This is a genomic window from Rhizobium giardinii bv. giardinii H152 (assembly GCF_000379605.1).
GTDB lineage: Bacteria > Pseudomonadota > Alphaproteobacteria > Rhizobiales > Rhizobiaceae > Pararhizobium > Pararhizobium giardinii.
In genome coordinates this window covers 143,153-156,351 of the sequence record NZ_KB902691.1, presented here as the reverse complement: position 1 = coordinate 156,351, position 13,199 = coordinate 143,153, and the positions used below count along the sequence as shown (strand labels likewise).

The window sequence follows — 13,199 nt, the reverse complement described above, 5'->3', positions numbered from 1 at the left end:
AATTTATCCACAGTGCATGACACGGCCTGTCTCCTTGCTGGCTTGCCTCTCACCTGGCCCCTCCCCGTCACAAGGGGAGAAGTGCCCGCCCTTCCTCTCAAACAAAGAGGGGCGGATGAGGGGCGATCGTCGTGCGCCATGGCGATTGATGATCAGGTGCAGTTTATATCCGGGAAGTCTACTTCACTTGATACCCGGCGTCCCGTCGAACTTGCGCTCCAGGCCGTCCCAGCATTCGAGATAGTTGTCCTGCAGCGTCTCGAGTTCGGCGGCGTAGCGCGTCAGCTGCTGCGGGTAGCGGGTCTCGAACATGAAGGCCATGGTGTGGTCGAGCTTGACCGGCTTCAGCTCGACATTGGACGCCTTTTCGAAGCCCATCGAATCCGGACCATGCGGCAGCATCATATTGTGCAGGCTCATTCCGCCCGGCACGAAGCCCTGTTCCTTGGCGTCGTATTGCCCATGGATCAGGCCCATGAACTCGCTCATGATGTTGCGGTGGTACCAGGGCGGGCGGAAGGTGTGTTCGGCGACCAGCCAGCGCGGCGGGAAGATGACGAAATCGACATTGGCGGTGCCCGATTCCTCCGTCGGCGCCGTCAGCACGGTGAAGATCGACGGATCGGGATGGTCGAACAGGATGGCGCCGACCGGTGAGAAAGTCCGCAGATCATATTTGAACGGCGCGTAGTTGCCGTGCCAGGCGACGACGTCGAGCGGCGAATGGCCGATCTCGGTGACATAGAACTTGCCGCACCATTTGACATGGACGCGGCACGGCGTCTCCTTATCTTCATAGCTCGCAACCGGCGTCTTGAAGTCACGCGGGTTGGCGAGGCAATTGGCACCGATCGGGCCGCGATCGGGCAGCGTGAACTTGGCACCGTAGTTCTCGCAGATATAGCCGCGCCATTCCGGCCCATCACCGAGGCGCGAGACCTTGAACATCATGCCGCGCGGGATGAGGCAGATCTCGGATGGCTCGACATCGATGATGCCCATTTCGGTGAAGACGCGGATGGCGCCAAGCTGCGGCACGACCAGCAGTTCGCCGTCGGCATTGAAGAAATAGTCGTCGATCATGTCTTCATTGAAGACGTAGGCATGCGCCGCCATGCCGACCTGGGTCATGACATCGCCCGCAGCCGTCATCGTGCGGATACCGGCGAGGAAGTCGAGCTTTTCCGTGGGCGCCGGGATCGGGTTCCAGCGGAGCTGGCCGAGCGGCAGCGAGTGGTCGTCCAGGCACGGGGCCGATTTCCAGAAGGGATACCTCGCATTGGAGAAACGGCGGGTGTGGCGCACGCTCGGGCGGATGCGGTAGAGCCAGGAGCGCTCGTTGGTGCCGCGCGGTGCGGTGAAGGGGGAACCGGAGAGCTGTTCGGCATAGAGACCATAATTGCACTTCTGCGGACTGTTCTGGCCCTGCGGCAGCGCGCCCGGCAGGGATTCGGTCTCGAAGTCGTTGCCGAAGCCCGGCATGTATTGCGGGCTGTTCGCCACGGCATCGACCGCGATCCTCTTGGCTTTCTCCAGCATGGCTTGCACCTCCTCCGTCGATATGGTTACAAACGTAACTGTCAATTTTGTAACTATCAAGGAAGCCATGGACGACTTCGATCTCGAGCAGTTCCTGCCGTTCCGCCTCAATCGCGCGGCGGAATTCATCGCCCTGCGCTTTGCCGCCGCCTACAAGGCCGAGTACGGCCTGACGCGGCCGGAGTGGAGGACGCTGGCGGCGCTCGGCAGCTCTGGGCGCATGACGGCGACCGAGGTCGGCGTTCATTCGACCATGCACAAGACCAAGGTGAGCCGCGCCGTCTTCGCGCTGGAGGAACGCCGCTGGCTGAAGCGGACGCAGCATGAGGACGACCGCCGGGTCGAACATCTGGAGCTGACGGCCGCCGGGATCAAGGCCTATCAGGAGCTGACGCGGCTTGCGCGCGCCTATTCGGCAGAGCTGGAAAAGCTGCTGGGAAGCGACGGCCTGCAGGCCCTGTCGTCCGGGCTGACCGCCGTTGAAAACGCCATGGTGAAACGGCGCCGCTGAGGCACGCTCAATGCCTGCCGCGTTGGCGGACCGGCAGTCCCTGAAAATCCTTCAGTGTCGCCAGCACGATCGATGTTTTCACATGCTGCACGCTGTCATGCGGCAAGAGCACGTCGTTGACGAAGTGCGACAGGCCGGCAAGGTCGTAGGTGACGACCTTGAGGTGATAGTCCATTTCGCCGGTCAGTGCGTAGCATTCGAGCACCTCCGGCAGATCGGCGATCAGGGCTGCGAAGCGCTTGGCATTGTCGCGATTGTGGGTGGCGAGGGTGACGGCGATCACGACCATCAGATCGAGCCCGAGCCGGCCGCGATCGAGCACGGCGCGGTAGCCGTGAATAAAGCCTTCCGCCTCCAGCCGGGCGCGGCGACGGGAACATTGCGACGGCGACAGGGCGATCAAATCCGACAGCTCATTGTTGGTCAGGCGGCCGTCTTTCTGCAGCTCGGCAAGGATCTTCAGATCATAGCCATCCATCTGTTCCATTCGTGCATACCTTCGTAAATTCTCGCACGGATCGTGCATTGATCCGGTTATAGCACGCGAGAATGCAAGCACAATGCGCAGGATTTGCGTCATGATCGCCTCAACAGTCGATGAGTTCAGAGGAGAGAACCATGGGACCCTTCCCGCATGACGCACCGCCGTCCGGCATTACCGCCGAGAACCCGGCAGGAACCGACGGCTTCGAATTTGTCGAGTTCGCCCATCCCGAGCCGGAACAGCTGAGAGAACTGTTCACGCGCATGGGCTACACCTGCGTTGCCAAGCACCGCACGAAGGCTCTCACCGTCTGGCGCCAGGGCGACATCAACTATCTCATCAATGCCGAGCCGGGCAGCCATGCCATGCGCTTCGTCGCTGATCACGGCCCCTGCGCGCCGTCCATGGCCTGGCGCGTCGTCGATGCCAGACATGCTTTCGAGCACGCCGTATCGAAGGGCGCGACGCCCTATGAAGGCAAGGACAAGGCGCTTGACGTGCCGGCCATCGTCGGCATCGGCGGCTCGCTGCTGTATTTCATCGAGACCTACGGCAAGAAGGGTTCGCCCTATGAGGCCGAATTCGAATGGCTGGGCGAGCGCGATCCGAAGCCGGAGGGCGTCGGCTTCTATTATCTCGATCACCTGACCCACAATGTCTATCGCGGCAACATGGACAAGTGGTGGGACTTCTACCGCGAGCTCTTCGGTTTCAAGCAGATCCACTTCTTCAACATCGATGGCCGCATCACGGGTCTGACGAGCCGGGCGATCACCTCGCCCTGCGGCAAGATCCGCATACCGCTGAACGAATCCAAGGACGATACCAGCCAGATCGAGGAATATCTGCGCAAGTACAAGGGCGAGGGCATCCAGCACATCGCCGTCGGCACGGAGGGCATTTACGACGCTACCGACAAACTCGCGGCCAATGGCCTGAAATTCATGCCGGGTCCGCCTGATACCTATTACGAACTGTCGCATGAGCGCGTGCACGGCCACGACGAACCGATCGAGCGGATGAAGCAACACGGTATCCTGATCGACGGCGAAGGCGTGGTGGATGGCGGCACGACCCGCATCCTCCTGCAGATCTTCTCGAAGACCGTGATTGGCCCGATCTTCTTCGAGTTCATCCAGCGCAAGGGCGATGAAGGCTTCGGCGAGGGCAATTTCCGGGCTTTGTTCGAATCAATCGAGGCCGACCAGATCCGTCGCGGCGTTCTCCATCCGGCGGCTGCCGAATAAGGGAGCCTCCACGCAGCTTGATCCCAGGCCCCGCCGTCTTCACGCCGGCGGGGCCTTTGTCTGTTCGGCGACGATCTTTCGTTCTTCGTGAAGAGGCAAGGCATTGCCGGGGCGCCTGCTGCGCATAAGCGGGCTGCCGTCGAGCCCGTGATTCTTTTGCGATGTTCCTTCTTCGGACATATTTTCGTATTTCATGAATGCGCTGCCAATCGGCGCGACTCGCCATATTTCGCGATGGTGCTGTATTGCGCCCGCCCTACAATGAATGCGGCAATACGGAATCGGTGCGATGGATGATATAGCGGCCAGCCTTGCGTCCTTAACAGACGACACCGAAGTCCTGATCGCGCTCTACGATCATGACGATCGCCTGCGCTACGCCAACCGGGCCTTCCGCTCGACCTTCCATCTTGACGACGGTGAGACACCGCTTTGGCCGGATCTGATGCGGCGCAATCAGGCGCTCGGTCGCGGCACCGTCATCAGCGTGCCCGACTTCGAGGCCTGGGTGGTCTCGGCCCAGTCGCGGCGCGGCAAGGTGCCGTTTCGGGCCTTCGAGACCGATGTCGTCGGTGGCCGCTGGCTGTGGATGACCGAGACCGTCGATCGCAACGGCTGGATGCTGTGCATTGCCAACGACATCACCCATCTGCGCGCCGATGAGCGTACGTTGCGGCAGGATCGCGACTTCGCCCTGAAAGCCTCCCAGACCGACGAACTGACCGGCATTTCCAACCGCCGCTACATGATGTCGAAGCTCGAGGAGATGGTGCAGAGACAAGCTGCGGTCGGCGCAGGGAGGGGCTGTATCTGCATTCTCGACATCGATTTTTTCAAGGGCATCAATGACCTGTACGGCCATCAGACAGGCGACGACATTCTCCTTGATTTTGCGCGCAGGGTGCATCCGGTCGTGCGGCGTCACGATTGCTTCGGGCGCGTCGGTGGCGAGGAGTTCATGCTGATCTTTCCGGACACGACATTGCCGGAAGGCCGCAAAATCGTCGATCGGGTGCTGGACAAGGTACGCACCGCGCGCCCCCTGCCGTCGGCGCCGCAGTTTTTCTATACCTGTTCCGCCGGCATTGCCGTGCTGGAGCCGGGTGATACCGCAAGGTCGCTCTATTCGCGGGCCGATGCCGCGCTTTACGAGGCCAAGCATTCCGGCCGCGACCGGATCGCGGTCAGCCTGCGCTAAATCAGCCGGGCCCGGATCAGGCCGCGCAGCGAGTTGCCCATGAACAATCTCCCGCTGCGCAGGTCCTGAAGCGTCAGGCGCTGCACGCGGGCGCGGCGGGCGCAGATCAATTCGGTCCTGAGTACGCCGGCAAGCAGCCCGCAGGAAATCGGCGGCGTTTTCAGCACGCCCGAGCCGTCGTCGAGGAAAAGCGAGGTGATCGTGCCCTCGCACGGCTCGCCCTTCTCGTTGAGCAACAGGACCTCGTCGGCAGCCGCGGGCGGATATTCGCCCCGCGCCGCCTCGTAGATCTCGCGCCGGGTGGTCTTGTGGCGCAGGAGCCTGTTGGCCGAATCGAGGCGGGCGGCGGCGACCGCGACGCGCCAGACGGTGTTTTCGGGAAGCGGCGTGAAGGGCGCGGTGGTGATCGCGATTTCGCCGGATGAGCTGAGTGTCAGGCGAACGCGCAGCGGCGACGGTTGATCCAAACTTTCGGTGGTTCCTGTTTTCAAATCGCCCCGCGCTTGCTCCCTCTTCTCCCCAGCGGGGAGAAGGTGGCCCGAAGGGCCGGATGAGGGGGGAATACTGGCGCCGAGTTCGCCGACAGACCCCCTCATCGCCTCGCTGCGCTCGGCACTTCTCCCCGCTGGGGAGAAGAGGGAGGGCGCGACGATGTCCTTGTTCATACGCTTATCTTCCAAGGACCTGTTTGGCGAAGAGGAAAGAGGGGCTCCAAACGCTTCCTCCAACGCGCTTTCAACCTGATCCGCCCCGGCAAATCCCAGTCGTCCGGCAGAGCGCTTCAGGCGGGCGAGATGCAGCCGCAGGCGGACGATGCCGGTGCCGGGCTCCCATCGCATCGTTTCGATCAGGGAAAAATCCGTCATCGCTCGATCCAGGCGTCGCCGACCGCGAAGCGCGCTTTCAGCAGGCATTCCTCATATTCCGCTTCGGCGGTCGAATCGAAGACGATGCCGCCGCCGACGTTGAAGACGGCTTCGCCATCCGGAAACAGCGACAGGGTGCGGATCGCGACGTTGAAGCGCATGGTGCCGTCCGGCGCGATGAAGCCGATCGAGCCGCAATAGGCGTCGCGCGGGCCGGCTTCCAGATCGTGAAGGATTTCCATCGCCCGCATTTTTGGCGCGCCGGTGACCGAGCCACAGGGAAACAGTGCTTCGAAGATTTGGGTGATACCGACATCGGGCAGCAGTTTTGCCCGGACGTGGCTCACCATCTGATGCACCGTCGGATAGGTCTCAACATCGAACAGGCGCGGGACTTCCAGCGTGCCGACCTCGGTGATGCGGGAGATGTCGTTGCGCAAGAGATCGACGATCATCCGGTTCTCCGCCTGGGACTTCGGATCGGCCTGCATCTCGCGGATGATCTCCTCGTCCTCCGCCAGGCTTGCGCCGCGCCGGGCGGTGCCCTTCATCGGATGGGTCTCGATCCAGCCTTGCTTGTCGACCTTGAAGAAAAGTTCCGGCGAGCGGGACAGAAGGGTCGGGCCGTCGAGGGAGACGAGCGCGCCATATTTCACCGGCTGCCGCTCGATAAGCGACCAGAAGGCGGCCAGCGGATCGCCGTTCCAGCTGGCAGTGATCGGCATGGTGAGATTGGCCTGGTAACAATCGCCCTGTCGCAGGTGCTGGTGCAGGCGGTCGAAGCGCTGCCTGTAGGCTTCGAAGTTCCAGCTTGCGCGCGGCTCGGTGATGAAGGGTTCGTTCTCGATGCGGCGTCGGGGCGCGCAAAGCGGATGTGCCTCGACCGGCCCGTCGAAGACGCCAAAGGACATCAGCGGCGTGCGGCGGTTTTCCTCGGCAAAGGGAGCAAGCTTCCTTTCGAAGAGATGGCCGGCCTCGTAGCTCATGAAGCCCGCAAGCCACTTTCCCGTCGCATGTGCGGCTTCCATGTCCGCCAGCCCGCGCCAGAACTCAGCCTTCGTCCGTGCGGTGATGACATGCGACGGCTCGGCAAAGACGGTCGTCCTGTCTTCGCTGTCGTCGCGGAAAAGGACAAAGGGGCCGGTGTCGGTCATGCTGCTCATGTCGGTATCCGCATGGGTCCCCGGGTCGAGCCCGAGGATGACGGAGAATGGGGTTGCCAAATCAATGTCGGTAGCGGTTTTTCAGTTAGCCAAGTCCCCGGGATCGTCATCCTCGGGCCTGACCCGAGGATCCATGGCGAGACGCGCTAAGCTCGCTTCCTACGCCTGTCTATCAAGCGCCTCAAGCTCGTCGATCAGCCCCTCCAGCATCGACAACCCCTGTGCCCAGAACGACGGATCGGTAGCGTCGAGGCCGAACGGGGCGAGCAGTTCGGAATGATGCTTGGTGCCGCCGGCCTTGAGCAACTCGAAGTACTTCTGCTGGAAGCCGGTTTCGGCCTTTTGGTAGACTGCGTAGAGCGAATTCACCAGGCAATCGCCAAAGGCATAGGCGTAGACATAGAAGGGCGAATGGATGAAGTGGGGGATATAGGCCCAATAGGTCTCGTAGCCCTCCGAAATCCGGATCGCCGGGCCGAGGCTTTCCGTCTGAACGGACAGCCACAGTTCGCCAATGTCGTCGGCGGTCAGTTCGCCTTGTCTGCGGGCCGTGTGGACCTTGCGCTCGAATTCGTAGAAGGCGATCTGGCGCACCACCGTATTGATCATGTCCTCGACCTTCTGGGCGAGCATGGCCTTGCGCTCGCGCTTGTCCTTCGTCTTGTCGAGAAGGGCGCGGAAGGTCAGCATCTCGCCAAAGACGGAGGCGGTCTCTGCGAGCGTCAGCGGCGTCGAGGCCATCAGCGCCCCTTGAGCGCCGGCGAGAACCTGATGCACGCCATGGCCGAGTTCATGGGCGAGCGTCATCACGTCGCGCGGCTTGCCCATGTAGTTGACGAGCACATAGGGATGTGCAGACGGCACTGTCGGATGCGCGAAGGCGCCCGGCGCCTTGCCCGGGCGGACCGGCGCGTCGATCCAGCCGCCGTCGAAGAAACGCTGAGCGATCGTTGCCATTTCGGGGTCGAAATTGCCGTAGGCTGAAAGCACGGTCTCCTTGGCCTCGCTCCAGGGAATGAGCGAGGTCGGCGTTTCCGGCAGCGGCGCGTTGCGGTCCCAGAATTCCATCTGTTCCATGCCGAGCCACTTTGCCTTCATCGCATAATAGCGGTGGGACAGGCGTGGATAGGCCTCCTTCACGGCAGCGGCAAGCGCGTCGACCACGTCGCGCTCGACCCGGTTGGCCAGATGCCGGCTGTCGGCGATGTCCTTGAAGCCGCGCCAGCGATCGGAGATTTCCTTGTCCTTGGCGAGCGTGTTGGTGATCAGGGTGAAGGTGCGGATATTGGCCTTGAAGGTCTTGGCCAGCGCCTCCGCTGCCTTTTTCCGGACGGCCGGATCGGCCTCCTGCAGCATGCTCAACGTTACTTCGAGCGGCAGCTCCTCGCCGTCGACATTGAAGGTCAGCGACGCCATCGTCTCGTCGAACAGGCGGTTGAAGGCGCTGGCACCGGTCATGGATTTTTCGAGGAAGAGCTGCTCCAGCTTGTCGTCGAGCTGGTAGGGCTTGTCCATGCGCAGATCGACGATCCATGGCTTGTAATGGCCAGCCAGCGCATCGCTTTCGAGCGCGGCATCGATGACGGCATCGTCGATCCGGTTCATTTCCAGCGAGAGGAACAACAGATGGCTCGCCATGTCCGTCAGCTTCGACTGGGCGTCGCCGTAGAGCTTGCCGTTCGCCGGATTGGTCGTGTCGGAGAAATAGGTGAGGCCGGCAAAGGAGCCGATCTTGCCCATCAGGTCTTCCAGTGCCTCGTATTCGCGCACGGCCGCGCCGATGCCCTCGTCACCGCTGAGCTTCGCAGCAGCGGCGAGCTTGCCCTTCCATTTCTCTTCGAAAGCCTTGGCTGCCGCCTCGGCCTTCGCAAGGTCGCCGAGATATTCCGGGGATGTTGCCGACGGGTAGAGATCCTCGAGTTTCCAGGACGGCAGGTCGCCGAGCGGCGCCGCTTCCGCAGCGCCTGAAGCGGTCGCATGGGCGATGCGGAAGGATGTCCGGAAAGAAGGAAGATGGCGCATGAACGTTCACTCTTTTTAACGGGCGCCGGCCCGGATTCGGGCGGCGAAGCAGAGGGCGGATATGGGGCCATGACCTAACGTCGGCAATGGTTAAAATGCAAGCATTTCTCAAAAGAGGATTTTCAGGCCTTTGTGACACGAATGCTTCCCATGATGCGGCACATGAGGTGTCGTTTTGGTTCTATGTAGAGAGCAGGAGGCCTTCATGACATCCCAAATTCTCGTCATCGATGATGATCCGGTCCAGCGCCGGCTGCTGACGAACATGATCGAGCGCCTCGGGCATATCGCCCATCTGGCCGACAACGGCCGCAGCGGCCTTGAACTGCTGGAACGCAAGCGCGGCCTGATCAGCGTCATCCTGCTCGATCTGATGATGCCGGAAATGAATGGCCACGGCTTCCTCGAAGCGATCGCCGAGCGCGGTATCGATACGCCGGTCATCGTGCAGACGGGGCAGGGCGGCATCGAGACGGTCGTTCTCGCCATGCAGGCAGGCGCCTTCGATTTCGTCGTCAAGCCGGTTTCGCCCGAACGTCTCAATGTCGCGATCACCAACGCCCTGAAGCTGGACCACCGCGAAAGCCGCGGGCGCGCGTCGAAGCGGTCGCGCAGCGGCACCGTTGCCTTCGATGACGTGGTGTCGGCGAGCCCTGCGATGATCCGCGTGCTCGATCTCGCGCGCCGCGCCGCGCAGTCGAATATTCCGATCGTGCTCGAAGGTGAATCCGGCGTCGGCAAGGAAATGGTCGCCCGCGCCATCCAGCACGCCAGCGAGCGCGCCGGCAAGCCCTTCGTCACGGTCAATTGCGGTGCGATCCCGCACAATCTGGTCGAGAGCATCCTCTTCGGCCATGAAAAGGGCGCCTTTACCGGCGCCACGGACAAGCACTCCGGCAAGTTCGCCGATGCCGATGGCGGCACATTGTTCCTAGACGAGATCGGCGACCTGCCGGTGGAAGTGCAGGTGAAGCTGTTGCGCGCGGTGCAGCAGGGCGAGATCGAGACGATTGGTGCGCGCCATCCGCAGAAGGTCAATGTGCGGCTGATTTCGGCGACCAACAAGGACCTGATCAACGAGGTGCGCGAAGGCCGCTTCCGCGAAGACCTGTACTACCGGCTGAATGTTTTCCCCATCGCCATTCCGGCGTTGCGCAAGCGCAAGGAAGACATTCCGGTCCTGGTGCGTACCTTTGTCGAACGTTTCGCCCTGGAACAGAGGCTTACGGCGCCGCTCGTCGTCTCCAGCGGAGCAATGGCATTGCTGACCGCCTATGATTGGCCGGGCAATATCCGCCAGCTGGAGAACGCCATCTTCCGGGCGGTCGTGCTTGCCGAAGGGGGGGAACTGACGGTCAAGGATTTCCCGCAGATCGCCACCCAGATCCCCGGCTATGTCGTTGCCGAGAAGTCGGGCTTCACCTGGGAAGAGACCGGGCCCGCCAAGATCCCGGTGGGCGACGCCGGTCACCTGCCGCCGGTCTATCCGCATTTCGCCCCGGCCGAAAGGGCGGAAGGGCGCAATGCCATGGTGGCGGATCATCAACCCGAAAATGCGATTGCCAGCGTCGATGACGGCGGCAACGTCCGCAAGCTGGCCGACGTTGAAGAGGAACTGATTCGCTTTGCACTCAAATTCTACCGCGGCCAGATGAGCCAGGTGGCCCGAAAACTGGGCATCGGCAGGTCGACTTTGTACCGCAAACTCAAGGATTATGGCATTAATCCCGACGATCCGTTCAGTGAAGCCGCATAAAACGAGGGATAACAAAGCATAACGATCGCCCGTATTTGGCTGTTGTCGTTTAGACCTTGTTAGTGATCCATTCACTATATTATAAGGATAACCGATGACTGTGGCATATTTGCCATGCTGTGACCGCAATTGACAGTCATCTGAGCAGCCACGGGACACATTGTCCGTCGGACGGGGATTGAGTTTGCAAAATTTGTTCGGATTCAAGAAGCCTAGCGGCTCCGTGATCACCCGCTTTTGCGCCGCGGCAGCCCGAAAGGCACCGCGCGTCCTCGCATCACTCCTGATCGCAGCCTCGATGGTCACGCCCGGCATGGCTCCTCCGGTAGAGGCAGCCGGCCAGACCCGCACGCTCAAACTCTATTTCGTCCATACCCAGGAAAAGGCGTCGATCACGTTCAAGCGCAATGGTCGCTATGATTCCAAGGGCCTGCAGCAGGTCAATCGCTTCCTGCGCGACTGGCGCCGCAACGAGCCGACAAAGATGGACCCCCGCCTTCTCGACCTCGTCTGGGAAGTCTACCAGAAGAGCGGCTCGCGCGATTATATCCATGTGGTTTCCGCTTACCGCTCGCCGGCCACCAATGGCATGCTGCGGTCGCGTTCCAAGGGTGTGGCGAAGAAGAGCCAGCACATGCTCGGCAAGGCGATGGATTTCTATCTGCCCGACGTCAAGCTGAAGACGCTGCGCGAAATCGGCATGAAGTTCCAGGTCGGCGGTGTCGGTTACTACCCGACCTCGGGCTCGCCATTCGTTCACATGGATGTCGGCGGCGTTCGCGCCTGGCCGCGCATGAGCCGCAGCGAACTCGCCCGCCTCTTCCCCGACGGCAAGACCATACATATGCCGGCCGACGGCGGTGGACCGCTGCCGGGTTACCAGCAGGCGCTCGCCGACTACAAGCGCCGTGTCGGTGCCGATGCCATCGAAGTGGCCGGCGGCGGTGCCAAGGGACCGGGCGACAAGGACACCAAACGCAAGGGCAATCTCTTCGCCATGCTGTTTGGCGGTGGTGACGAAGACGAGGAACCCAATGCCATTGCCAGCGGCGGGCAAGAGGGTGCGGATGAGCAGCCGGCTGCCAGGGCCAAGGTTACTCAAGTCGCCGTTGCCGAGGCCGAGCAGGCCCTTCCCGGTGTCGACGGCTCGCAGCAGGCCCCCGAGAAGGAAGTCGCCGCTCCCGTTCCCGGCGCTCGGCCAGCCTTCCAGGATGCTCCGGCCGACGCTGGCGTCCAGACGGCACTCGTTGCTCCGACCAAGGAGACGGCGGAGGCTGCGTGGGCTGCGGCCTTGCCTGAACAGACCGCCACCGAAGGCGAATATGCCGATCTGAGCGCCTACAAGATTCCCGTGCCGCAGATACTTGGCAAGCGCGGTCTGAACGGTGATGCCGGCAGCGACACGCTGATGGCCTCGACCGATCCGAACGCTGCGGTGCTGGGCGAGGATGTCGCAGCGCTTGGTTTTGTTCCCGTGCCGGCCATGCGCCCGGCTGACGAGGCCTCGTTGATGGCCGTCGCCGACGCCAATGTCGTCGTGCCGTCCTTTGCCGAACGGACTGAGCAACAGCCACAGGCCGTGGCCGAGGCGGAGCAGCCGGTCGAGGCGGTCGCCGAAGCACAGACGCGGGTGGCGCTCGCACAGCCGACGCCGCAGGAGCGGCCTGTCGAGCTTGCGGCCTACGTGCCGCCGTCGAGCGCCGAAGCACGCGCCGCGATCTTCGAGGATGCCTTCGATGCGAATGCAGATGCGCCCGCCAAGGGCAAGCGTCCGAACAAGCAGGAGGCTGACGCGGCCACCCGTTCGTCGGTGCGCACCGAGCCGAAGCTCACCCAGCAGATCATTTCCAACTGGGCGCTGTCGAATGGCCGCATGGCGACCTTGTCCAAGCCGGTGAAGGCGCCGCGCTTCGTCAGCAAGACGCTTAGGGCCTCGCCGACGACCGTCTATTCGGCCGGCTTCTCGAACGACGCCGTTTCGGTGGACACGGCACGGTTCAGCGGCAGTGCGGTCAATTTCCTGGAAGTGAAGAAGTTCAGCACGAACTGATCTTCCAAGCATAAGGCATAAAAAAACCCGCCGCATGGCGGGTTTTTTGTTGGGTGCGGAGCGCTTATTCGGCTTCCGGCGCGTCGATCATGCCGAGTGCGGCGAGGTAGGTGTCGAGGATGGCTTCCTGCTCCATGCGCTCGTCCTTGTCCTGCTTGCGGATGGCGATGACCTTTTTCAGGATCTTGGTGTCGAAGCCGGTTCCCTTTGCTTCGCCATACACATCCTTGATGTCGTCGGCGATGGTCTTCTTTTCTTCTTCCAGCCGCTCGATCCGCTCGATGAAAGAGCGAAGCTGATCGCGGGCGACGCCATGGGCATCCGACATGGTCTTCTCCTTGTTGGGGATTGGTTGGGGGAGTG

Annotated in this window: 11 protein-coding genes; 5 read left to right on the top strand and 6 right to left on the bottom strand. The window is 62.1% G+C overall.

Annotated features, from left to right (window positions below):
• Nucleotides 1-183: 183 nt before the first annotated feature.
• Nucleotides 184-1,539 (bottom strand): homogentisate 1,2-dioxygenase, encoded by a 1,356-nt coding sequence (gene hmgA / locus A3AY_RS0122365; protein WP_018327916.1) that lies wholly within the window; start codon nucleotides 1,537-1,539, stop codon nucleotides 184-186.
• 67 nt (nucleotides 1,540-1,606) lie between these two features.
• On the opposite strand from hmgA, the gene A3AY_RS0122360 reads away from it, so the two are divergent.
• On the top strand, nucleotides 1,607-2,050 hold the full coding sequence (locus tag A3AY_RS0122360; RefSeq protein WP_018327915.1) for a MarR family winged helix-turn-helix transcriptional regulator: 444 nt from the start codon (nucleotides 1,607-1,609) through the stop codon (nucleotides 2,048-2,050).
• A 7-nt stretch (nucleotides 2,051-2,057) separates the two neighbouring features.
• On the opposite strand, the gene A3AY_RS0122355 is transcribed toward A3AY_RS0122360, so the two are convergent.
• Entirely contained in the window at nucleotides 2,058-2,537 is a 480-nt protein-coding gene (locus A3AY_RS0122355) for an Lrp/AsnC family transcriptional regulator (protein WP_018327914.1), read from the bottom strand.
• 131 nt (nucleotides 2,538-2,668) lie between these two features.
• Here A3AY_RS0122355 and hppD point away from each other — a divergent pair, with 131 nt between their 5' ends.
• Together hppD and A3AY_RS0122340 are read left to right on the top strand one after the other, a co-directional pair.
• Nucleotides 2,669-3,781: a 4-hydroxyphenylpyruvate dioxygenase gene (gene hppD / locus A3AY_RS0122350; RefSeq protein ID WP_018327913.1), complete on the top strand. Its 1,113-nt coding sequence runs from the start codon at nucleotides 2,669-2,671 to the stop codon at nucleotides 3,779-3,781.
• 289 nt (nucleotides 3,782-4,070) lie between these two features.
• On the top strand, nucleotides 4,071-4,979 hold the full coding sequence (locus tag A3AY_RS0122340; RefSeq protein WP_018327911.1) for a sensor domain-containing diguanylate cyclase: 909 nt from the start codon (nucleotides 4,071-4,073) through the stop codon (nucleotides 4,977-4,979).
• Here the strand turns inward: A3AY_RS0122340 and A3AY_RS35860 are convergent.
• From A3AY_RS35860 to A3AY_RS0122325, 3 genes are all read right to left on the bottom strand, one after another.
• Complete coding sequence (locus A3AY_RS35860) at nucleotides 4,976-5,575, bottom strand: aminotransferase class IV (protein ID WP_083926022.1); 600 nt, start codon at nucleotides 5,573-5,575, stop codon at nucleotides 4,976-4,978. The genes A3AY_RS0122340 and A3AY_RS35860 overlap by 4 nt on opposite strands.
• 266 nt (nucleotides 5,576-5,841) lie before the next feature.
• Nucleotides 5,842-6,999, bottom strand: a complete 1,158-nt coding sequence (locus A3AY_RS0122330; protein WP_026203717.1) for an aminodeoxychorismate synthase component I — start codon at nucleotides 6,997-6,999, stop codon at nucleotides 5,842-5,844.
• Nucleotides 7,000-7,167: 168 nt separating this feature from the next.
• Nucleotides 7,168-9,030 (bottom strand): M3 family oligoendopeptidase, encoded by a 1,863-nt coding sequence (locus A3AY_RS0122325; RefSeq protein ID WP_018327908.1) that lies wholly within the window; start codon nucleotides 9,028-9,030, stop codon nucleotides 7,168-7,170.
• A gap of 205 nt (nucleotides 9,031-9,235) precedes the next feature.
• Between A3AY_RS0122325 and A3AY_RS0122320 the strand changes: the two genes are divergently transcribed.
• On the top strand, nucleotides 9,236-10,786 hold the full coding sequence (locus A3AY_RS0122320) for a sigma-54-dependent transcriptional regulator (protein ID WP_018327907.1): 1,551 nt from the start codon (nucleotides 9,236-9,238) through the stop codon (nucleotides 10,784-10,786).
• A 184-nt stretch (nucleotides 10,787-10,970) separates the two neighbouring features.
• Nucleotides 10,971-12,836, top strand: a complete 1,866-nt coding sequence (locus A3AY_RS0122315; RefSeq protein ID WP_026203715.1) for a peptidoglycan L,D-endopeptidase MepK — start codon at nucleotides 10,971-10,973, stop codon at nucleotides 12,834-12,836.
• A 64-nt stretch (nucleotides 12,837-12,900) separates the two neighbouring features.
• Here the strand turns inward: A3AY_RS0122315 and A3AY_RS0122310 are convergent, their stop codons facing one another.
• The gene (locus A3AY_RS0122310) at nucleotides 12,901-13,164 is read right to left on the bottom strand and encodes a DUF2312 domain-containing protein (RefSeq protein WP_018327905.1); all 264 of its coding nucleotides are present in this window, start codon (nucleotides 13,162-13,164) and stop codon (nucleotides 12,901-12,903) included.
• Nucleotides 13,165-13,199 lie beyond the last annotated feature (35 nt).

Bases quoted from the DNA above. Each gene is read 5' to 3' on its own strand.
- hmgA (WP_018327916.1), bottom strand. From the start codon at position 1,539: ATGCTGGAGAAAGCCAAGAGGATCGCGGTCGATGCCGTGGCGAACAGC.
- A3AY_RS0122360 (WP_018327915.1), top strand. From the start codon at position 1,607: ATGGACGACTTCGATCTCGAGCAGTTCCTGCCGTTCCGCCTCAATCGC.
- A3AY_RS0122355 (WP_018327914.1), bottom strand. From the start codon at position 2,537: ATGGAACAGATGGATGGCTATGATCTGAAGATCCTTGCCGAGCTGCAG.
- hppD (WP_018327913.1), top strand. From the start codon at position 2,669: ATGGGACCCTTCCCGCATGACGCACCGCCGTCCGGCATTACCGCCGAG.
- A3AY_RS0122340 (WP_018327911.1), top strand. From the start codon at position 4,071: ATGGATGATATAGCGGCCAGCCTTGCGTCCTTAACAGACGACACCGAA.
- A3AY_RS35860 (WP_083926022.1), bottom strand. From the start codon at position 5,575: ATGAGGGGGTCTGTCGGCGAACTCGGCGCCAGTATTCCCCCCTCATCC.
- A3AY_RS0122330 (WP_026203717.1), bottom strand. From the start codon at position 6,999: ATGACCGACACCGGCCCCTTTGTCCTTTTCCGCGACGACAGCGAAGAC.
- A3AY_RS0122325 (WP_018327908.1), bottom strand. From the start codon at position 9,030: ATGCGCCATCTTCCTTCTTTCCGGACATCCTTCCGCATCGCCCATGCG.
- A3AY_RS0122320 (WP_018327907.1), top strand. From the start codon at position 9,236: ATGACATCCCAAATTCTCGTCATCGATGATGATCCGGTCCAGCGCCGG.
- A3AY_RS0122310 (WP_018327905.1), bottom strand. From the start codon at position 13,164: ATGTCGGATGCCCATGGCGTCGCCCGCGATCAGCTTCGCTCTTTCATC.